Raw genomic sequence first — 20,427 nt, 5'->3', positions numbered from 1 at the left:
TGGAGCCCGCGACCAGGTGGTCGACCAGCACGCCGAGCCGCCGGCCCGGTCCGGGCTGGAATTCGGCCACGATGCCGGTCAGATCGTCGATGCCGCCGAGGTATTCGACCACTACGCCCTCGATGCGCAGGTCGTCGCCCCAGACCTGCTCGACCAGCTCGGCATCGTGGCCGAATTCCAGCCCGGACCGGGCCGGCGGCTCGGCGTGCTGGTCGACCACCTGGTCGCGGGCTCCAAGGAGACCCGCATCGCCGAGGCGGTGCGCCGCGGCCCCGGCGGCGCGCACACCCTGATCGTCGGACACCCCTACGTCGACATCTGGCAGGCCGTCAAACCCGGGCGGCTTGGGCTCGAACAGTGGCCGACGATCCCACGCAAGGTGGAGTGGAAGCACGGCATCTGCGCCGCGTTGGGCTGGCCGCACGCCGACCAGGCCGACATCGCCGCGGCCTGGCAGCGCATCCGCGGCCGGGTGCGCGACTGGACCGATTTGGAGCCGGAGCTGATCGGCCGGGTCGAGGAGCTGATCGACTTTGTGACCGCACCGGCCTGAGATCTGGTCGCGAGGTATTGCGCTACCGCACCGACCCGAGAACATCGCTGGGGACGGCGGCGAGACGGTCGCGTCGTCGCCGAGACGCACTCGCCGATTCGCCAACCCGTGACGAACCGGCGTATTCGCCGCCCGGCATCAGCGCAGGCTGACGCAGCCGGGTATCCCGGCCAATCCGGCTGAATCGGCACACCACCGTCACCCGAGCGGGTTGGATGGCGGGCATGAAAACAATTGCCGCGGTGGCGCATGCGCCCAACCAGCCCTTCGAGATCATGGAGTTGGACCTCGACGGGCCCGGCCCGGGCGAGGTGCTGATCAAGTTCACCGCCGCCGGGCTGTGCCATTCGGATCTGCACCTGGCCGACGGCGACTGGCCGGCGCGCTTCCCCATCGTCGGCGGGCACGAGGGCTCGGGGATCATCGAGGACGTCGGGGTCGGGGTCACCAAGGTCAAGCCCGGCGATCACGTGGTGTGCTGCTTCATCCCCAGCTGCGGGGCGTGCCGGTACTGTTCGACCGGCCGGCAGAACCTGTGCGACATGGGCGCCACCATCCTGGAGGGCTGTATGCCCGACGGCACTTTCCGATTCCATTCGGGCGGAACCGATTACGGCGGGTTCTGCATGCTGGGTACCTTCGCGGAGCGGGCGACGGTCTCGCAGCACTCGGTGGTCAAGGTCGATGACTGGCTGCCGCTGGAGACCGCGGTGCTGGTCGGCTGCGGGGTGCCCACCGGGTGGGCGAGCGCCAACTACGACGGCGGGGTGCGCGCCGGGGACACCGTGGTGGTCTACGGCGTCGGCGGCGTCGGCATAAACGCGGTGCAGGGCGCCGCGCACGCCGGCGCCAAGTATGTGGTGGCCGTCGACCCGGTGGAATTCAAGCGGGACACCGCGCTCAAGCTTGGCGCCACCCATGCCTTCGCCACCGCCGAGGAGGCGATGGTCAAGGTCGCCGAGTTGACCTGGGGGCAGATGGCCGATCAGGCGCTGATCACCGTCGGCGACCTGGACGAGGCCGTCACCACCGCGGCGTTCAACACCATCGGCAAGGGCGGCACCGTGGTGATCGCCGCGCTGGCGAAGCTGGAGGACCTCGACGTGCATATCTCTGGTTCGCAGCTGGCGTTGTTCGGCAAGACCATCAAGGGCACCCTGTTCGGTGGGGCCAACCCGCAGTACGACATCGTGCGGCTGCTGCGGCTCTACGACGCCGGCCAGCTCAAACTCGACGAGCTGATCACCCGCCGCTACACCCTGGAACAAGTCAACGAGGGCTACCAGGATCTGCGCGACGGCAAGAACATCCGCGGGGTGATCGTGCACCGCTAAGTTCGGACCAGAGGTGCGCTACCGCTCCCAGGACTCCGAATGCCGTGAAGCGTCCGATGTTTCGTGTCACGACGACCATGCCGTCGGACGCTGCGACCCCGAATGACAGATTGGGTAACGGACACCAGTCGGCCCCCTTCGCCGTTGAAGGGGGCCGACGGGTGTGCGTGAACTATTGGCCGGGCTGGCCGTCGGTACCGTCGGTGCCGGCTTGCCCGGCGGGGGAGCCGGTGCCGCCGGCGCCCCCGGCGCCGCCGTTGCCGGCCGCGCCGCCGGTCCCGTTTGCGCCGGCCGTCCCGCTGGAGCTGGCTCCGCCGGTGCCGTGCTGGCCGCCATTGCCGCCTGCCCCGCCGTTGCCGCCGTTGCCGCCAGCGAGTTGGGTGCCGGCACTGTCAGTACCACCGTTGCCGCCGCTGGCGCCGGCGCCACCGGTTCCGCCCGCACCGCCGTTGCCGCCCGCGCCGCCGTTGCCGGAGACTGCGGTACCGCCGGCGCCGCCCTGGCCACCATTGCCGCCGACGCCACCGTCGCCGCCATTGCCGCCGGCCGCATGTGCGGGGTTGGTGGCGACTGAGCCCTTGAAGCCGGTGCCGCCGGTTCCGCCGGTGCCGCCGTTGCCGCCGTTGACGGTGCCTTGCGCATTACCGCCAGCACCGCCGGCACCGCCATCGCCGCCGGTGCCGCCGGCATCTGACGTGCCGGTGCCGCCGTTGCCCCCGTTGCCACCATTGCCGGCATGGCTGGGCCCTGCACCGTAGGGGTTGTCAGTGGGCATCGTGACGCCGCCGCTGTCTCCGCCGGCGCCCCCGGCACCGCCGTTACCTGCAGTGCCGCCGGTGCCCCCGGTCAGCGGGACAGTGGCGTTACCGCCACTACCGCCGCTGCCGCCGTTACCGCCGGATGCCGTGCCGCTGCCGCCGGCGCCCCCGCTACCGCCGTTACCGGCTGCGACACCACCGGAAGCGCTTCCGCCCGCGCCGCCGTTGCCGCCGTTGCCGCCGATGCTGACCACGTTGTTGCCGGTGGCGCCGTTACCGCCGGCACCCCCGGCGCCGCCGTCACCGGCTGCGGTGTCGGTACCGGGAGTAGCGCCCCTGCCGCCGTCACCGCCGTTGCCGCCGTGACTATAGGTGACACCGTCGTGTTGCCAGCCGGTGCTGGTCCCGCCGTCACCGCCGTCGCCCCCGGCGTAGCCGCCGCGGCCACCGCCGCCGCCGGCGCCGCCGTTGCCGCCGGCGTAGGTGCCGGTGCCACCGTTGCCGCCGCGGCCGCCGGCGCCGTCGGCACCGAGTGTGCTTCCGCCGCGGCCGCCGTTGCCGCCGATGGTTTTCACGGTGGCGTCGTCGGTGGCGCCGTCGCCGCCGTTACCGCCGAGACCGGCCCCACCACCGCGGCTGCTGCCGCCGTTGCCGCCGTTGCCGCCCTTGCCGGCGCTGGCGAAGCCACCGTTACCACCGTCGCCGCCCTTGCCGCCGGGCTCGGAACCACCGTTGCTGGCGGTGGCGCTTTGGCCGTTGCCGCCGTTGCCGCCGTTGAGTCCGTCGCCGCCGTTGCCACCGCTGCCGCCATCGGCACCGGCGCCGGTCCGGGCAAAGAGACCGTTGGAATAACCGCCGTCGCCGCCGTTGCCGCCGTCGCCGAGGTAGTTGCCGTTCGCGTCCTGGTACGCGTTGCCGCCGTTGCCGCCATTGCCCCCGTCAGCGCCGGCGCCGAGGTGCCCGGCCTGCCCGTATACCGGGGAAGAGTAGATGGTGGAGCCGCGCGCACCGGCTGCGCCGCCGGCTCCGCCCCAGCCACCCAATCCGCCGTCGCCGCCATCGACGTGATCGATAGTGCCGGTGGCGCCGTCCCCGCTGGCGCCGGCCTCACCGCCGTCGCCGCCGTTGCCGCCGTTGCCGAACATGAAGCCGCTGCGGCCGCCGGCCCCGCCGTTGCCGCCGTGGCCGCCGTTGCCGCCGTTGCCGGTACCGCCGTTGGCGTAGGTGCCGGCTGCGCCGTCGGCCCCGGCCCCGCCGATCCCGCCGTTGCCGCCGTTGCCGAAGAACCAGGCCGAGGCGGTGCCACCGATACCGCCGTCACCGCCGATGATGGTGGGATCCAGCGACGCTCCGCCGGCACCGCCGGCGCCGCCGTTGCCCATCCAGGTGCCGCCGGCGCCACCATTGCCGCCATTGGCACCGGCGCCGCCGTCGCCGCCGTTGCCGCCGTCGCCGAGCCAGCCGGGGGCGTTGCCGCCGTTGCCGCCGGCCACCCCGGCCTCGGTGCTGTCCCAACCGTCGCCGCCGTCGCCGAACCACAGTCCGCCGTTGCCGCCGTCGGGGTGCTCCGCGGTGCCATCGGCGCCGTCGCCGATGAGGAATTGACCGGCGGAGGTGTTGATCCAGCCGTTCACCATGGCCCCGAAGTCACTGCTGATCCAGGCTTCCATCGAGGTGTGCAGCGGTTCATACAACCACTGGTCGAGCATCGAGGTCATGTCGAAGGTGCCGGCGTCGGCGGGTTCGACGGCGAACCAGGACGACGGGTCGAAAAGATCGGCGATCCAATCGAATTCGTCGGCCTGGGCCGGTGGTGCGGTGGTTACAGGGGCCATTCCGAAGGCAAGGAACGCGCCGACGGCGCTGGCGGCGCCGACCGCGCGGGCGTGCCGGCGCGGGTGCGTGTGATGACGACTCATCGTGGAGGTACCTCTTTCAAGCAGTCTTGTCGGGGGATAACGGTTTATGGGTTTCAGAGGCCGAGTAGGTCTCCCAGCCAGCCGAACGCATCGGTGGCGGCACCGGCGCCGCCGTCATCGAGGGTGTCGGTAGGCAGCAGGGGCAGCTCCGCCCCGGCAAGTGGCGGGGTGACCACGACCGGGCCCTTGCCGTCCCATCCGGAGCCGAGCAATGCGCCGACGGTTTGGCCCCAGGCCTGCCAGGCCGCGATCGGGCCGATGGCTGCGCTGTTGAGATCGAGGGAGCCCAGCACGGGCACCCCGCTGAATTCGATACCGACACTTTGGAAGATCGACCCGCCGACTGCGGGCACCGAGGCGGCGACCTCGCCGCCGGGGCCGAGCACCTCGTAGGGGCCGACCTGCGCGGCGCCGGTGGAGAACAGCCCGCCGAAGGCGATGTCGAGGTGGTCCATGCTCATGCCGGCTGGGAAGACCCCGAGCCCGTTGATGGTCGGTAGCAGGGCATCCAGGTTCAAGGTGGCGCCGTTGAAGAAGGCGCCGGTCACGTTCGCCCACGTGTCGCCGAGGCTGTCATGGTCGGTGATGCTGTTGAGCAGGGCGATCCACGGGCTGATGCCCGGGCCGATCATTCCCATCAAGATCGCGCTCTGCGGGGATCCCAGCCATTCGATGATCGGCATGATCTGGCTGGCGTCGACGTCAGCGGGAATGTAGTTAGAAACCTGTCCGAACATCAACGCGTGGTTAGCGTCCATCGTGTGATTGAGGACCGTGGCATGGGTTTCATCGGTGGTGTCTTGGAGTCCGAACCCGGAGATCACCGCGTTGAGGTGCTTCTGGATCTCCTCGTTGACGGCGTTGGCGGAGCCCGCCGGGTCGTTGAGCAGCTGGTCCCAGTAATCCATCTGGTTCGCCCAGAACTGCTGCATACCCACGCCAGGCGCGAGGTACCAGTTGTTGAGCATCGTCGTCACATTCGCCGACGCGGCATTGAGGACGTCTTGGAACGCCCCGGTCAACGCCACCGCGGGCGACTGAACATCGGGCAGCGCCGTCAACGGCGCGGCCAGCGGCGTGACCGCGATGAGGCTGGCCCCGATCAGTGCCACGCCGGCGGTGGCGTAGGGGCGAACTGTGGCGTGCAAGGGGTCTCCTTCGGGTTAGTGATGCACAGCACGGAGTCGAACGATCACGATGCTAACTGAGAGTCCCCTGATTTGTATACAAGAAATTAGAACTCGTTCTATCCTGTTCGAAGGCGGTCGGTGACCGGGGTGAGCCCAGGTGCTCTCGATCGCAGTGCAGGCGTCTTTCCGGGATGAAAGATCAAGTGCTAACTATGAATCTGATTCTGCTCTGCAGCACGAGTGTTACGTACCCTAGGGCGCGCCGGAGCCGAGAGGGCTGGGAAACATGAATGTAAGCAGCATAAGAATGAAGCGGTATAACTCGGCCGCGTCCATGGAAACTCAGGGAATGCACATACTCCACCGCGGTGCGCCGACCGTCGGCGGTGGGGTCCGCGCCGCGCTTGGCGGCGTGTCGGCCGCGACGCCAGCGGCCCTGAATAGATGGTCGAGCATGAGGTTCCCAAAAAGTCGGACGATCCTTGCCAATACTGGGACGATCTGAGGAATGGCTGAGTTGACCCGGTTGATCGGCAGGCGTCGCGGGGTGCCGGTCCACGAGTACCCGGCCGACCCGCGAACGCCGCCGGTCTCGGTGGTCCGGTTCGGGCACCACGAACTGTCCGATCGCGAGCACGTCCACAACTTCCCGGCGCTGTGGTACGCCCGCGAGGCGGGACTCGTTCACCTGATCGCCGCCGGCGAAATCGTCGACCCCACCCACATTCGCCGTGACGACGACGGCGTCGGGCTGTTCTTCGACCCGTCCGCCCTCGGCGAGCATCGCCGGGCGCCCTGGTCGACCTGGCGAAAACACCCGCAGCTCTTCGTATTCCTGCACGAACGCCACGGCGGGCGGCTGCCGCTGGAATTGCCGGCTGACCGGCGAGCGGTCTGGGATGCTGCGATCGAGGCAATCGAAGCCGAGTTGGCCGCGCGCCGGCGCGGGTACCGAGAGGCAGCATTGGCGCACCTGACGGTGCTGCTCATCGACTGTGCTCGGCTGGCCGACGAGGTGGAAGACGGCGTGCGCCGGGCCGGTGATCCGCTGGTCGCCAAGACCCTGGCCGTGATCGACCGGCGCCACGCCGAACCGCTGTCGTTGCGCGATGTGGCACGTGAACTGGCTGTATCAGGCGGGCACCTGACTACGGTCATGCGCCGCCGCACCGGCCGCACCGTGCAGGACTGGATCACCGAGCGCCGGATGGCCGAGGCGCGTCGGCTGCTCGACGATCCCGAACTGCCGGTCGGTGAGGTCGCCCGCCGCGTCGGTCTACCGGACCAGGGGTATTTCGCCCGGCTCTTCCGCAAGGTCCACGGCGTGTCACCGCGCAGCTGGCGCGAACAGTACCCCCTCGATCCGTGACCTACTCCGGCGCCGAACTCGCGTGGTATGCCTGAAGGCGTGTCCGACGGACTGTTCGACCTGACCGGCGGTTCAGCGAGGCTCGACGACGGAGAGGCGAAGCTGGGACCGCCGAATGAGACTGGAGACCCGACCCCCGGACCGCAGGGGTCCGGACCGAGCGCGGGCACGTCCGCGCCGCTGGCAGTCCGGATGCGCCCGGCCTCCCTCGACGAAGTCGTCGGCCAAGACCACCTGCTCGGCCCGGGATCCCCGCTGCGTCGGCTGGTCGACGGCTCCGGGGCGGCCTCGGTCATCCTCTACGGCCCGCCGGGCACCGGAAAGACCACGCTGGCCTCACTGATCTCCGGCGCCACCGGACGGCGCTTCGAGGCGCTGTCGGCGCTTTCCGCCGGGGTCAAAGAGGTGCGCGCGGTGATCGACACCGCCCGGCGCGCCGCCGCCTACGGCGAGCAGACCGTGCTGTTCATCGACGAGGTGCACCGGTTCTCCAAGACCCAGCAGGACGCGCTGCTGGCCGCGGTGGAGAACCGGGTGGTGCTGCTGGTGGCGGCCACCACCGAGAACCCGTCATTCTCGGTGGTCGCCCCACTGCTCAGCCGCTCGCTGATCCTGCAGCTGCGTCCCCTGGGGCCCGAGGACATCGCCACGGTGGTGCACCGCGCCATCGACGACGACCGCGGCCTGGGGGGACGCATCGAGGTGGCACCCGATGCGGTCGATCTCCTGGTCCGGCTGGCCGCCGGCGACGCCCGCCGTGCCCTGACCGCGCTGGAGGTGGCGGCCGAGGCAGGGGAGCGGGTGACTGTCGAAACCGTGGAGGCGTCGCTGGATCAGGCCGCGGTGCGCTACGACCGCGACGGCGACCAGCACTACGACGTCATCAGTGCGTTCATCAAGAGCGTGCGTGGCTCCGACGTCGACGCCGCGCTGCACTACCTGGCCCGGATGCTGGTCGCCGGGGAAGACCCGCGGTTCATCGCCCGCCGGTTGATGATCCTGGCCAGCGAGGACATCGGGATGGCCGACCCGACTGCACTGCCGACCGCGGTGGCCGCCGCCCAGACCGTGCAGCTGATCGGCATGCCCGAGGCGCAGCTGACCCTCGCGCACGCCACCGTGCACCTGGCGACCGCCCCGAAGTCCAACGCCGTGACCACCGCACTCGGCGCCGCGATGAGAGACATCCGGGCCGGCAAGGCCGGGGCGGTGCCGGCGCATCTGCGCGACGGCCATTACTCCGGCGCGCAGGCGCTGGGCAACGCGGTCGGCTACCGGTACGCCCACGACCACCCGGACGGCGTTGTGCCACAACAATATCCGCCTGATGAATTGGTCGGCGCCGACTACTATCAGCCCACCGGACGCGGCAACGAACGGGAGATCGGCGGGCGACTGCAGAAGCTGCGGGCCATCATCCGCCGCCGCTGATTGAGCCGGCAGCCCCGAATCGGAATTTCCCGACGCGACTCGCCGGCGAAGTGTCGTGAAATTCCGATTCGGGGCGGCGGTTGCTGGTCACCAGGTGCCGGCGGCGAGCTCGGCGAACAGGTTGGTCACCGTGTCAGGAACACTGTCCAGCGCCGCGGAGATGCTGGCCAGTCCGTCCTGGAAGGCGTCGGTGAGCGCGGCCGAATCACCGGATGCCAGGGCGTCCAGAATATGGTCGAGCGCCACTTGTGGCGGCAGCACCAGATCGCGCCAGATCAGGAACAGATCGCCCAGCGCTCCGGGATTCTCTGGGACGTCCTGCCCGGCCCAGCTGACCAAGGTCCAGCCGTCGGTGGGGTTGCCCTCGACCTGGATCAGTCCGGCGTTGGGGACCAGCGCGGGCGTGCCGCCGTTGTCCAGCGAGGCGATCAGCGTGTTGACCAGCACCATCGGGTCGGGATTTTTGACGTTGAGCATGGTCCAGATCATCATCGAGGCTTCGCTGCTGTAGGCGACGTCGGTGATGTTGCCGTCGTCGCCGACCACCGGATTGTCAAGGGCCGCGGCGTTCATCGCGTTGACGGCCGCGGTGTAATTGTCGTTGACGACCACCCCGTTGTACTCATCGGCGCCGGGGATCCGAAAAGCGTTGACCCCTCCCAACATCCACAGCACCACGGCCACGTCGTAGTAGATGCCGCCGAGGCTCAGCACCGGCTGGTTGGCGAAGATCCCGCCATCGACCTCGACGAGACCGTTGAGGATCTGCGGGTCCATGCCCTGCATCGCGGCGAACGGCGCCGCGGTGTCCTGGGCGTCGGTATCGGGTCCGGAGAACAGCCCGGCGACATGTCCGGGACCGCCGACCTGGCCGAAGATCTGGTTGGCGGTGTCGATCGCCTCGTGCGCGAACCGGCCTAAACGTGCGGTTCTGTGTCTGCTCGCCGGGGTGACGCGCCCGTAGGCTGGACGGTGATGGACACCGAAATTCTCGACGTCGACACCGCGCGGCGTCGCACCGTCGACCTCACCGCGCAGGTGCGGGCGTTCTGCGCCGCCCACCAAGACGGGCTGTGCAACGTGTTCGTACCCCATGCGACAGCCGGGGTGGCGATCATCGAGACCGGCGCCGGCTCGGACGCCGACCTGGTCGACACCTTGGAGCGGCTGCTGCCGCGCGACGACCGCTACCGGCACGCGCACGGCTCCCCGGGCCATGGTGCCGATCACGTGCTGCCGGCGATTGTGGCGCCGTCCATCACGGTGCCGGTGGCCGGCGGCGAACCGCTGCTGGGCACCTGGCAGTCCGTGGTGCTGGTCGACCTCAACCGGGACAACCCCCGGCGGTCGGTGCGGCTGAGTTTCGTCGACAGCGCCTGATTGCCGACCGCAGGCTCTTGGCGTCAAGGAGGCGATCGGCAGCCCGGTACTGTAGTGCGGTCTAGATAACGGCGGGAAAGCGACTTTAGAGTGCAGACACACGAGATCAGGAAACGTTTCCTCGATCACTTCGTGAAGGCGGGCCACACCGAGGTGCCCAGTGCTTCGGTGATCCTCGACGACCCGAATCTGTTGTTCATCAACGCCGGCATGGTGCAGTTCGTGCCGTACTTCTTAGGCCAGCGCACCCCGCCGTATACCACCGCCACCAGCATCCAGAAGTGCATCCGCACCCCGGACATCGACGAAGTCGGCATCACCACCCGGCACAACACCTTCTTCCAGATGGCCGGCAACTTCTCGTTCGGCGACTACTTCAAACGCGGCGCGATCGAGCTGGCCTGGACCCTGTTGACCAACAGCGTCGACGACGGCGGCTACGGGCTGGACCCGGACCGGCTGTGGGCCACCGTCTACCTCGACGACGACGAGGCCATCGCGCTGTGGCAGGAGATCGCGGGATTGCCGCTCGAGCGGATCCAGCGCCGCGGCATGGCCGACAACTACTGGTCGATGGGCATCCCCGGACCCTGCGGCCCGTCCTCGGAGATCTACTACGACCGCGGCCCGGAATTCGGTGTCGACGGTGGCCCGGTCGCCAATGAGGACCGCTACATCGAGATCTGGAACCTGGTGTTCATGCAGAACGAGCGCGGCGAAGGCGCTGGCAAGGAGGACTTCGAGATCCTCGGGCCGCTGCCGCGCAAGAACATCGACACCGGGATGGGCATCGAACGGGTCGCGTTCCTGCTGCAGGGCGTGCACAACGTCTACGAAACCGACCTGCTGCGGCCGGTCATTGACAAAGTGTCCACCGTCGCCGCGCGCCCCTATGACACCGGCAACCACGCCGACGACGTGCGCTACCGGATCATCGCCGACCACTCGCGCACCGCGGCGATCCTGATCGGCGACGGGGTGAGCCCCGGCAACGACGGCCGCGGCTACGTGCTGCGCCGGCTGCTACGCAGGGTGATCCGCTCGGCCAAGCTGCTGGGCATCGAGGGTCCCATCGTCGCCGAGCTGATGGCCACCGTGCGCGACGCGATGGGCCCGTCCTATCCCGAACTGGTCACCGACTTCGACCGGATCGCCCGGATAGCGGTGGCCGAGGAGACCGCGTTCAACCGCACCCTGGCCTCGGGTTCCAAGCTGTTCGACGAAGCCGCGGCGGCCACCAAGTCCGCCGGGGTCACCGTGCTGTCCGGTAAGGACGCCTTCACCCTGCACGACACCTACGGCTTCCCGATCGAACTCACCCTGGAGATGGCCTCCGAAGCCGGTCTGGCCGTCGACGAAGCCGGGTTCCGCGCCCTGATGGCCGAGCAACGCCAACGCGCCAAGGCCGACGCCGCCGCCCGCAAACACGCCCACGCCGATCTGAGCGCCTACCGGGAGCTGATCGACGCCGGCCCCACCGAATTCACCGGGTTCGATGAATTGTCCTCGGAGGCAAGGATTCTCGGGATCTTCGTGGACGGTAAGCGAGTGCCGGTGGTGTCGCATGAAGACGTTGCCGCAGACCGCGTCGAGTTGGTGTTGGACCGCACGCCGCTCTACGCCGAAGCGGGCGGGCAGATCGCCGATGCCGGCACCATCAGCGCCGGGCCAGCCAAGGCCGCGGTCACCGACGTACAGAAGATCGCCCAAACCCTGTGGGTGCACCGGGTCAATGTGGAGTCGGGCGAGTTCGTCGAGGGCGACACCGTCACCGCCGCGGTGGACCCGGGCTGGCGCAAGGGTGCCACCCAGGGCCACTCCGGCACCCACATGGTGCACGCCGCGCTGCGGCAGGTGTTGGGGCCCAATGCTGTTCAGGCCGGCTCGCTGAACCGGCCGGGCTATCTGCGCTTCGACTTCAACTGGCAGGGCCCGCTCAGCGACGAACAGCGCCGCCAGGTCGAAGAGGTCACCAACGAGGCGGTGCAGGCCGACTTCGAGGTGCACACCTTCACCGAAGAGCTCGAGAAGGCCAAGGCCATGGGCGCCATGGCGATGTTCGGCGAGAAGTACCCGGAGCGGGTGCGGGTGGTTGAGATCGGCGGGCCGTTCTCGCTGGAGCTGTGCGGCGGTACCCACGTCCACAACTCGGCGCAGATCGGCCCGGTGACCCTGCTCGGTGAATCGTCGGTCGGCTCCGGGGTGCGCCGGGTGGAGGCCTACGTCGGGCTGGACTCGTTCCGCCACCTGGCCAAGGAACGGGCACTGATGGCCGGCCTGGCGTCCTCGCTCAAGGTGCCGTCGGAAGAGGTGCCGGCCCGGGTAGCAAACCTCGTCGAGCGCCTCAAGGCTGCGGAGAAGGAACTCGACCGCGTCCGGCTGGCCAATGCGCGCGCGGCTGCGGCAAATGCCGCCGCCAGCGCCGAACAAGTCGGTAACGTGCGCCTGGTGGCGCAGCGGATGTCCGGCGGGATCGGCGGGGGCGATCTGCGCTCGCTGGCCGGCGACATCCGCGGCAAACTCGGTGAGGGCCCGGCGGTGGTGGCGCTGATCGCCGACCCGCCTTCGGGTTCGGACGGCAGCGTGCCCTACGTCGTCGCCACCAACAGCGCCGCCGGGGACCTCGGGTTGCGCGCCGACGATCTGGTCAAAGACCTGGCGGCGGCGGTGGCCGGCCGCGGCGGCGGCAAGGCCGACCTGGCGCAGGGCTCCGGTAAGGACGCGGCCGGCATCGACGCCGCCCTGGCGGCGGTCCGTGCGGCGGTCGCCCGGAGCGCGCCGGCGTGACCTTCCCGCAGCATCGCACCCCGGACCGGCCCGGCGGGCCGGACGATCCCGGCCGCGGACGACGGCTCGGGGTGGATGTGGGCAGCGTGCGCATCGGGGTGTCGTGCAGCGACCCCGACGGCCTGCTGGCAACGCCGGTTCAGACCGTCCGCCGGCACGCCTCCGGGTCGCACCTGCGCCGGCTGGCCGATCTGGCCGAGGAATTCGACGTGGTCGAAGTGGTGGTCGGGCTGCCCCGCACCCTGGCCGACCGCACGGGATCGGCCGCGCAGGACGCCATCGCGGTCGCCGACGACCTGGCCCGGATGCTGGCCAAGCGGAATCGGCGCGCCCCGGTGCGGCTGGCTGACGAACGCCTGAGCACCGTCAGCGCCGCGCGGTCCCTGCAGGCGGCCGGGGTGCGGTCCAAACGTCAGCGCTCGGTGATCGACCAGGCTGCCGCGGTGACGATCTTGCAGAGCTGGCTCGACCAGCGCCGTGCCTCGTGCCCCGCGGCGGCGCCAACGGAGGACAACGGTGGCTGACGACAACCGTGCCACGAAGGCCAAACCCGCGGCGGTCGGACCGCCGCGCCGCCGGATGAGCCGGACCCAGCGGGCCCGCGAGGATCGGCGGCAACGCCGGCGCCACCGGCACCGGCGCGTCGTCGGCGGCCTGGGCATCGTGCTGGTCACCCTGACCGTGATCACCGGGGTGTTCCTCGGCTCCAAGCTGTGGCACTCGCGCGGCCCGCTCCTCGACTACACCGGTGAGGGTGGCCAGCAGGTGCTGATCGAGGTCCACGAGGGCGACTTCACCACCGCCATCGCCGAGACCATGTACGGCGCCGGGGTGATCGCCAACGTCGCAAAGTTCCTCGACGTCGCCCAGCACAACAGTGCCATCGCCGCCATCCAGCCCGGCTTCTACCGATTGCGGGCCCAGATCCCGTCCGCCACCGCGGTGCAACAACTGACCGACCCGGCCAACCGGGTGGGCAAGCTGGTGATCCCGGAAGGCCGCCAACTCGACGACACCACCGACATGAAGACCAACGCGGTCACCCCGGGCGTGTTCACCCTGATCGCCGAGGCCAGCTGCCTGGAACTCAACGGCGATCGCCACTGCCTCAACGTGCAGGATCTGCGGCGCGCCGCGGCGGCGGAGACCCCGCAGGCCCTGTCGGTGCCGGAGTGGGCGCTGGGGCCGGTCACCAAGATGGGCCACGACCACCGCCGCATCGAGGGGCTGATCACGGCGGGCACCTGGAACGTCGACCCCACTGCGCCGGCACCGGTGGTGCTGTCGAAGGTGATCGGCCAGAGCACCGCCGAGCTGGCTAAATCCGGTCTGCCCGCCACCGCCGAGCAGCTGGGCATGTCCCCCTACGAACTGTTGACCGTGGCGTCACTGGTGCAGCGCGAAGCGCTGCCGCACGACTTCGCCAAGGTCGCCCGGGTCATCGATAACCGGCTCAACGAACCCCAGCGCCTGGAGTTCGACTCGACGGTCAACTATCCGCTGGACCGCCAGGAGGTGGCCACCACCGACGCCGACCGGGCCAAGGTGACGCCGTGGAACACCTACGCCTCCGCCGGGCTGCCGGCCACCCCGATCTGTTCCCCGGGCACCGAGGCGCTGCGGGCCGCCGAGCACCCGGAGCCGGGCGACTGGTTGTACTTCGTGACGATCGACCAGGACGGCACCACCTTGTTCACCCACAACTATCAACAGCACCTGAACAACATCGAGATGGCGCTGGACAACGGTGTCCTCGACAGCTCCCGCTGAGCCGGGGCCGCGCAAGGCGGCCGTTCTGGGGTCGCCGATCGCGCACTCCCGCTCACCGCAACTGCACCTGGCGGCCTACCGGGCCCTCGGTCTGCCGCACTGGACCTATGACCGCATCGAGTGCAACGCCGAGCAGCTGCCGGCGCTGGTAGCCGGATTCGGGCCGGAATGGGTCGGCGTATCGGTCACCATGCCGGGCAAGTTCGCCGCGCTGGCCTTCGCCGATCAGCGCACCCCGCGCGCCGAGCGGATCGGGTCCGCCAACACCCTGGTGCGCACCGCGACCGGCTGGCTGGCCGACAACACCGACGTCGACGGGGTGAGCGGGGCGCTGACATCGGCCGGTCCGGTGGCGGGGGAGGCGATCGTGCTCGGGTCGGGCGGCACCGCCCCGGCCGCGGTGGTGGCGTTGGCCGAATTGGGGGCCAGCCACATCACGGTGGCCGCGCGCAATCCCGACACCGCCGCCCGGGTGGTCGCCCTGGCCACCGACGTCGGGGTGCCGGCCCGCTACTGCGCCCTCGATGGTGCCGCGCTGGGCGAGGCGGCCGGATCCGCCTCGGTGACCGTCAGCACCCTCCCGGCCGACGTCGCGGCCGGCTACGCGCCGGCGCTGGCGAGGGTGCCGGTGCTGCTCGATGCGATCTATGACCCGTGGCCGACGCCGCTGGCGGCGGCGGTCACCGCGGCGGGCGGCACGGTGATCAGCGGCCTGCAGATGCTGCTACACCAAGCGTTCACCCAAGTCGAGCTGTTCACCGGCCGGCCTGCGCCCCGCGCGGCGATGACTTGCGCGATCGCCGACCCGGCCTGAGCATGACGCCGTGGAAGCGGTGGGGGCGGTTTTGGTGGTGGCGTGGCTGATCCTGCTGAGCGGCTATGACATCCGGCAGCGCCGGCTGCCGAACTGGCTGACCCTGCCCGCGGCGGTGCTGGCGCCGGCTGTCGCGGCCGCGGCCGGGCGGGGGACTGCGGCGCTGGCCGGGGCGGCGGCGTTGACCGCGGTCTATCTGGCCGTGCACCTGATCGCACCAGCCGGGCTGGGCGCCGGCGACGTCAAACTCGCCGCCGGGCTCGGCGCATTGACCGGTTCTTTCGGCGCCGACGTGTGGTTGCTGGCGGCGCTGTGCGCTCCGCTGCTGACCGGGGTGTGCGGCCTGCTCGCCGCGCTGGGGCGCCGGGGGCCCTCCATCCCGCACGGCCCATCGATGTGCCTGGCCAGCGCGCTGGCGGCAGGTCTGGGAATGTTCTGAGGACGCCTCGTTCGGCCAATTATGGAGGTCACCGCCGACGTCGAGATAAGCGAAACAAATTAACGCCGTGGTTAGCCTTGACAGGAAACGTTTGCTCCTCAGCCCGCTATTAGTTAATATCGCAGTATTGACTTGTGCTGACCGGGTCGTGGGTTTCAAAGGGGGTGACCGTGAAGCGAGCCGTAATTGGGGGTGTGGCCGCTGCCGCGGTCGTCGTCGGTGGTGCCGTGCTGGCCACCAACATCGCCTCGCCGTCCCTTCCTGACGTGCAGGTTCCCGCCGTTGCGCTGTCCAACGCCGAGGGAACCGACGCCACCGTGCAGTGGCTGGACCTGTTCGCGCAGACCTCGGCCGGAAATGCCGACTCGCTCGGCGGCTACCTGCTGGACCCCAGTACCGCGGTTGCGCCCGGCGAATCCCCGCTGGTGCTGATCGACCCGCAGACCTCCGCCGAGGACTTCGACCGCATCCTCGACGGCATCGTCGGCAACGCGGGCAGCCAGCTCAACGCGGTGACCTCGCCCAGCAACGGCCCCGACGCCGTCACCTATCTGATCCTCAAGAACGGCTCCTGAGTCCCTCGCGGGGTTGCTCCCGGCGTTTCTCGCCGTACTGAGCCGTCTGCATGCGCAACCGTAGGGTCCTCCAACCCGGGGCGCCCAACACCGGCATGGGAAGATGGGACACGTGTTGCGTTGGATAACCGCCGGGGAATCACACGGTCGCGCGCTGGTCGCCGTGGTCGAGGGCATGGTCGCCGGAGTGACCGTCACCTCGGCTGACATCGCGGCCCAACTCGCCCGCCGTCGCCTCGGCTACGGTCGCGGCGCTCGGATGAAATTCGAAGCCGACGCCGTCACCGTCTTGTCCGGGGTGCGCCACGGTGTCACCCTGGGCGGCCCGATCGCGGTCGAGATCGGCAACACCGAGTGGCCCAAATGGGAGACGGTGATGGCCACCGATCCGGTGGATCCCGACGTACTCGACGCCGAAGGCGGGGCCCGCAATGCGCCGTTGACCCGGCCACGGCCCGGCCACGCCGACTACGCCGGCATGCTCAAATACGGTTTCGACGACGCCCGCCCGGTGCTCGAGCGGGCCAGCGCGCGCGAGACGGCCGCGCGGGTCACCGCGGGCACCATTGCCCGGGCGTTCCTGGAGCAGGCGTTGGGTGTGCAGGTGATCTCGCACGTGATCTCGATCGGCGCCTCCGAAGCCTACGACGGGCCGGTGCCGCAGCCGGACGACCTGGCCGCTATCGACGCCAGCCCGGTCCGGGCCTACGACGCCAAAGCGCAGGAATCCATGATCGCCCAGATCGAGGCCGCCAAGGCCGACGGCGACACCTTGGGCGGCGTGGTGGAAGTGGTGGTCTCGGGCCTGCCGATCGGGCTGGGGTCGTTCATCAGCGGCGACGACCGTCTCGACAGTCAGCTCGCCGCGGCGATCATGGGCATCCAGGCGATCAAGGGGGTCGAGATCGGCGACGGTTTCACCACCGCCCGCCGACGCGGCAGCGCGGCCCATGACGAGATGTACCCGGGCCCCGACGGTGTGGTGCGCTCCACCAACCGCGCCGGCGGGCTGGAGGGCGGCATGACCAACGGGCAGCCCCTGCGAGTGCGTGCGGCGATGAAGCCGATCTCCACCGTCCCGCGGGCGCTGGCCACCGTCGACATGGCCACCGGCGACGAAGCGGTTGCGATCCATCAGCGCTCCGACGTGTGCGCGGTGCCGGCCGCCGGGGTGGTGGCCGAGGCCATGGTGGCGCTGGTGCTGGCGCGAGCGGCGCTGGCCAAGTTCGGTGGGGACTCGCTGACCGAAACCCGGCGCAACATCGAGGCATACCGGCGTGCGGTGGCCGAGCGCGGGCCGGTGGGCGACCAGGCGCGGGCATCGGGATAGCCGGTGGCGCCCAGAGCGGTTCTGGTGGGGTTGCCCGGGGCGGGCAAGTCCACCATCGGCCGGCGCCTGGCCAAGGCGCTCGGCGTCGAGATGCTCGACACCGACGCCGCCATCGAGGCGCGCACCGGACGCAGCATCGCCGACATCTTCGCCACCGACGGCGAGGCTGAGTTCCGCCGCATCGAGGAGGACGTGGTGCGCGCGGCACTGGCCGATCACGACGGCGTGCTGTCCTTGGGTGGGGGAGCTGTCACCAGCGCCGGGGTCCGCGACGCGCTGGCCGGGCATACCGTGGTGTTCCTGGAGATCAGTGCCGCCGAAGGGGTACGGCGCACCGGCGGCAGCACGGTACGGCCGCTGCTGGCCGGGCCGGGCCGCGCGGAGAAGTTCCGCGAACTGATGGCCCAGCGGGTGCCGCTGTATCGGCGGCTGGCGACGATCCGGGTCAACACCAACCGGCGCAACCCTGGAGCGGTGGTGCGCTATATCGTGTCCCGGCTGGACGCCGCCGAACGCAGCGACCGGGCCGCCGGGCCCCGGCCGCCGGCGGCACCGGTGTCTGCCGATTCACCGCCCACTCCCGCCACCCTGGCCGCACGACAGACCGGAGGACGCAAGTGACCGAGATTCCCGAGCCGATCACCGTGACGGTGGCCACCGACCCGCCGTATCCGGTGGTGATCGGCAAAGGCTTGCTCGGCGATCTCGCCGAGCTGCTCGCCGGTCGCAACAAGGTCGCGATCCTGCACCAGCCGACGTTGGAGGCGACCGCGGAGGGAATCCGAACCTACTTGGCGGACAAGGGAATCGAGGCGCACCGCATCGAGATCCCCGATGCCGAGGACGGTAAGTCGCTGCAGGTGCTGGGCTTCATCTGGGAGGTGCTGGGCCGCATCGGCCTCGACCGCCGCGACGCTTTGGTCAGCCTCGGCGGGGGCGCCGCGACCGACGTGGCCGGTTTCGCGGCGGCCACCTGGCTGCGCGGTATCTCGATCGTGCACGTGCCGACCACCCTGCTGGCGATGGTCGACGCCGCGATCGGCGGCAAGACCGGCATCAACACCGAGGCAGGCAAGAACCTCGTCGGCGCGTTCCATCAGCCGACCGCTGTCATCGTCGACCTGGCCACCCTGGAGACGTTGCCGCAGCGCGAGATCGTCGCCGGCATGCCCGAGATCGTCAAGGCCGGCTTCATCGCCGATCCGGTGATCCTGGACCTGATCGAAGCCGATCCGAAAGCCGCGATGGATCCGACCGGTGAGGTACTGGGCGAGCTGATCCGGCGTTCCATCGCGGTCAAGGCCGATGTCGTCGCCGCCGACGAGAAGGAGTCGGGGCTGCGCGAAATCCTCAACTACGGCCACACTCTCGCGCATGCGATCGAGGCGCTGGAGCACTACCAGTGGCGGCACGGCGACGCGGTCTCGGTCGGGCTGGTGTTCGCCGCCGAGCTGGCCCGCGTCACCGGACGCCTCGACGACGAGACCGCCGACCGGCACCGGTCGATCCTGCTGTCGCTGGGCCTGCCGGTCAACTACTACGAGGGCGCGCTGCCGGCGCTGCTGGAATACATGATGGGGGACAAGAAGAACCGCGCCGGGGTACTGCGGTTCGTGGTGCTCGACGGCCTGGCCAAGCCGGGCCGCCTGGAAGGGCCCGACCCGCTACTGCTGGCCGCCGCCTACGACGAGGTGGGCAAGCGCTTCCGATTGGAGCGACGGTGAACCGGATCAACGTCATCAATGGGCCCAACCTGGGGCGGCTGGGCCTGCGCGAGCCGGATGTCTACGGCGACACCACGTATGCGGACCTGCAGGCGCTGATCGAGGCCGAGGCGAGCGCACTCGGCGTCGACGTCGTGGTGCGCCAAAGCGACAGCGAAGCGCAACTGCTGCAGTGGATTCATGCCGCCGCCGACGCCGCCGAACCGGTGATCCTCAACGCCGGCGGCCTGACCCACACCTCGGTAGCGCTGCGCGACGCCTGCGCCGAGTTGAGCGCGCCACTGATCGAACTGCACATCTCCAATGTGCATGCGCGCGAAGACTTTCGGCGGCATTCCTACCTGAGCCCGATCGCCAGCGGGGTGATCGTCGGCTTGGGGGTGCGGGGCTACCTGCTGGCGCTGCGCTACCTGGCCGAGTCGCCCGGCTGAGCCTGGCCGCCCTCGTCGGGGATCGGGGGGATCTCGCTGGTGTCGGTGGTCTCGTCGGCCGGGTACTCCACGGCCGGGAACTCCTCGGTGGTGAATCCCGCGGCCGGGCCGGCCAGCGTCGCGCCCGCGTCGGTCTGGGTCGCGGCGGCGTCCTCGGCAGCCACCGGCGCGGCGCCCACGGTGGCGAACACATCCGTGGCAGGCGCGTCCTCGTGGGCGGCCAGGCCGTGGTGGCGGTGCGGCATCTTCTCGTAGTCCTTGTCCACGCGACGGCGTCCCAGCGTGACCGCCGCCACCGCCGGAACGAACACCAGCAATGCGGTGAAGGCCGCGAAACTGGTCAGCTCGTTGAACAAGGTGCTGACGTAGAGCGCCTTGTCGACCAGGGCGATGATCCACGACACGACCCCGCTGAGGACACCAGCGACCAGCCCGGCACCCAGCCAGGTCATGGCGAGGTCCTCGCGCCGGTCCGGGTCGGGGTTGGCTCGGGCGTCGGCGCGGCCGTCGGAGCGGCCCCACACCATCACCGCGATCACGAACAAGATCATCAGGATCAGGCTGATCAGGCCCGCCTGCGCTTCGAAGGCGTTGATCAACACACCCTGGATCAGGCGGATGACGACCATCAGGGCTGCGAAGACCAGTCCGCGAAGAAACCACTTGCTCATGGGGGCACAGCG

General features: G+C 69.9%; 19 protein-coding genes and 1 pseudogene. 15 read left to right on the top strand and 5 right to left on the bottom strand.

The window, feature by feature from the left end; translation table 11 throughout:
- A partial coding sequence (locus A5694_RS24510) for a DUF3097 family protein (protein WP_234786344.1) occupies positions 1-220 on the bottom strand: 220 nt, incomplete at its 3' end.
- On the opposite strand from A5694_RS24510, the pseudogene A5694_RS23165 reads away from it, so the two are divergent.
- A pseudogene (locus A5694_RS23165) lies at positions 152-553 on the top strand (DUF3097 family protein); the annotation flags it as partial. The gene A5694_RS24510 and the pseudogene A5694_RS23165 sit on opposite strands and share 69 nt — an antisense overlap.
- Positions 554-777: 224 nt before the next feature.
- Entirely contained in the window at positions 778-1,887 is a 1,110-nt protein-coding gene (locus A5694_RS08175; RefSeq protein ID WP_064921341.1) for an NDMA-dependent alcohol dehydrogenase, read from the top strand.
- A gap of 172 nt (positions 1,888-2,059) precedes the next feature.
- Here A5694_RS08175 and A5694_RS24010 read toward each other — a convergent pair whose 3' ends face one another.
- Both A5694_RS24010 and gjpA read right to left on the bottom strand, forming a co-directional pair.
- On the bottom strand, positions 2,060-4,564 hold the full coding sequence (locus A5694_RS24010) for a PGRS repeat-containing protein (RefSeq protein ID WP_165604290.1): 2,505 nt from the start codon (positions 4,562-4,564) through the stop codon (positions 2,060-2,062).
- 53 nt (positions 4,565-4,617) lie between these two features.
- Positions 4,618-5,712, bottom strand: coding sequence for an outer membrane porin GjpA (gjpA, locus tag A5694_RS08165; RefSeq protein ID WP_064921336.1), 1,095 nt, complete (start codon positions 5,710-5,712; stop codon positions 4,618-4,620).
- A gap of 490 nt (positions 5,713-6,202) precedes the next feature.
- On the opposite strand from gjpA, the gene A5694_RS08160 reads away from it, so the two are divergent.
- Positions 6,203-7,063, top strand: coding sequence for a helix-turn-helix transcriptional regulator (locus A5694_RS08160; protein WP_064921335.1), 861 nt, complete (start codon positions 6,203-6,205; stop codon positions 7,061-7,063).
- A gap of 39 nt (positions 7,064-7,102) precedes the next feature.
- Positions 7,103-8,494, top strand: coding sequence for a replication-associated recombination protein A (locus A5694_RS08155; protein ID WP_428844265.1), 1,392 nt, complete (start codon positions 7,103-7,105; stop codon positions 8,492-8,494).
- An 87-nt stretch (positions 8,495-8,581) separates the two neighbouring features.
- Here A5694_RS08155 and A5694_RS08150 read toward each other — a convergent pair whose 3' ends face one another.
- A complete protein-coding gene (locus tag A5694_RS08150) occupies positions 8,582-9,556 on the bottom strand; it encodes a hypothetical protein (RefSeq protein WP_064921334.1) in 975 nt (324 codons plus the stop codon).
- Between A5694_RS08150 and A5694_RS08145 the strand changes: the two genes are divergently transcribed.
- The 11 genes from A5694_RS08145 to aroQ all read left to right on the top strand — a co-directional run bounded on the left by A5694_RS08145 (position 9,482) and on the right by aroQ (position 19,744).
- Positions 9,482-9,874: a secondary thiamine-phosphate synthase enzyme YjbQ gene (locus tag A5694_RS08145; protein WP_109535636.1), complete on the top strand. Its 393-nt coding sequence runs from the start codon at positions 9,482-9,484 to the stop codon at positions 9,872-9,874. The two genes, A5694_RS08150 and A5694_RS08145, sit on opposite strands and share 75 nt — an antisense overlap.
- Before the next feature lie 90 nt (positions 9,875-9,964).
- Positions 9,965-12,661, top strand: coding sequence for an alanine--tRNA ligase (alaS, locus tag A5694_RS08140; protein WP_064921332.1), 2,697 nt, complete (start codon positions 9,965-9,967; stop codon positions 12,659-12,661).
- The gene (gene ruvX, locus A5694_RS08135; RefSeq protein WP_064921331.1) at positions 12,658-13,185 is read left to right on the top strand and encodes a Holliday junction resolvase RuvX; all 528 of its coding nucleotides are present in this window, start codon (positions 12,658-12,660) and stop codon (positions 13,183-13,185) included. Before alaS ends, ruvX begins: the two co-directional genes overlap by 4 nt.
- A complete protein-coding gene (locus A5694_RS08130) occupies positions 13,178-14,431 on the top strand; it encodes an endolytic transglycosylase MltG (RefSeq protein WP_064921330.1) in 1,254 nt (417 codons plus the stop codon). The genes ruvX and A5694_RS08130 overlap by 8 nt, the downstream gene beginning before the upstream one ends.
- Positions 14,409-15,245, top strand: coding sequence for a shikimate dehydrogenase (locus A5694_RS08125; RefSeq protein ID WP_064921329.1), 837 nt, complete (start codon positions 14,409-14,411; stop codon positions 15,243-15,245). Before A5694_RS08130 ends, A5694_RS08125 begins: the two co-directional genes overlap by 23 nt.
- A gap of 10 nt (positions 15,246-15,255) precedes the next feature.
- On the top strand, positions 15,256-15,684 hold the full coding sequence (locus A5694_RS08120) for a prepilin peptidase (RefSeq protein WP_064921328.1): 429 nt from the start codon (positions 15,256-15,258) through the stop codon (positions 15,682-15,684).
- A gap of 170 nt (positions 15,685-15,854) precedes the next feature.
- Positions 15,855-16,259 carry a hypothetical protein gene (locus A5694_RS08115; protein WP_234786343.1) on the top strand — a complete coding sequence of 135 codons (405 nt, stop codon included), beginning with the start codon at positions 15,855-15,857 and terminating at the stop codon, positions 16,257-16,259.
- Positions 16,260-16,371: 112 nt separating this feature from the next.
- Positions 16,372-17,589: a chorismate synthase gene (aroC, locus tag A5694_RS08110; protein ID WP_064921339.1), complete on the top strand. Its 1,218-nt coding sequence runs from the start codon at positions 16,372-16,374 to the stop codon at positions 17,587-17,589.
- Between the two features lie 3 nt (positions 17,590-17,592).
- Entirely contained in the window at positions 17,593-18,210 is a 618-nt protein-coding gene (locus tag A5694_RS08105) for a shikimate kinase (RefSeq protein ID WP_064921326.1), read from the top strand.
- Positions 18,211-18,215: 5 nt separating this feature from the next.
- A complete protein-coding gene (gene aroB / locus A5694_RS08100) occupies positions 18,216-19,313 on the top strand; it encodes a 3-dehydroquinate synthase (RefSeq protein WP_064921338.1) in 1,098 nt (365 codons plus the stop codon).
- The gene (gene aroQ / locus A5694_RS08095; protein WP_064921325.1) at positions 19,310-19,744 is read left to right on the top strand and encodes a type II 3-dehydroquinate dehydratase; all 435 of its coding nucleotides are present in this window, start codon (positions 19,310-19,312) and stop codon (positions 19,742-19,744) included. The genes aroB and aroQ overlap by 4 nt, the downstream gene beginning before the upstream one ends.
- Here aroQ and A5694_RS08090 read toward each other — a convergent pair.
- Complete coding sequence (locus A5694_RS08090; protein WP_064921324.1) at positions 19,720-20,415, bottom strand: B-4DMT family transporter; 696 nt, start codon at positions 20,413-20,415, stop codon at positions 19,720-19,722. The two genes, aroQ and A5694_RS08090, sit on opposite strands and share 25 nt — an antisense overlap.
- Positions 20,416-20,427 lie beyond the last annotated feature (12 nt).

This window comes from Mycolicibacter sinensis, assembly GCF_001667945.1.
GTDB lineage: Bacteria > Actinomycetota > Actinomycetes > Mycobacteriales > Mycobacteriaceae > Mycobacterium > Mycobacterium sinense_B.
Note: the sequence above shows the minus strand (reverse complement) of the source record. Positions and strands in the feature narration are given on the sequence as shown.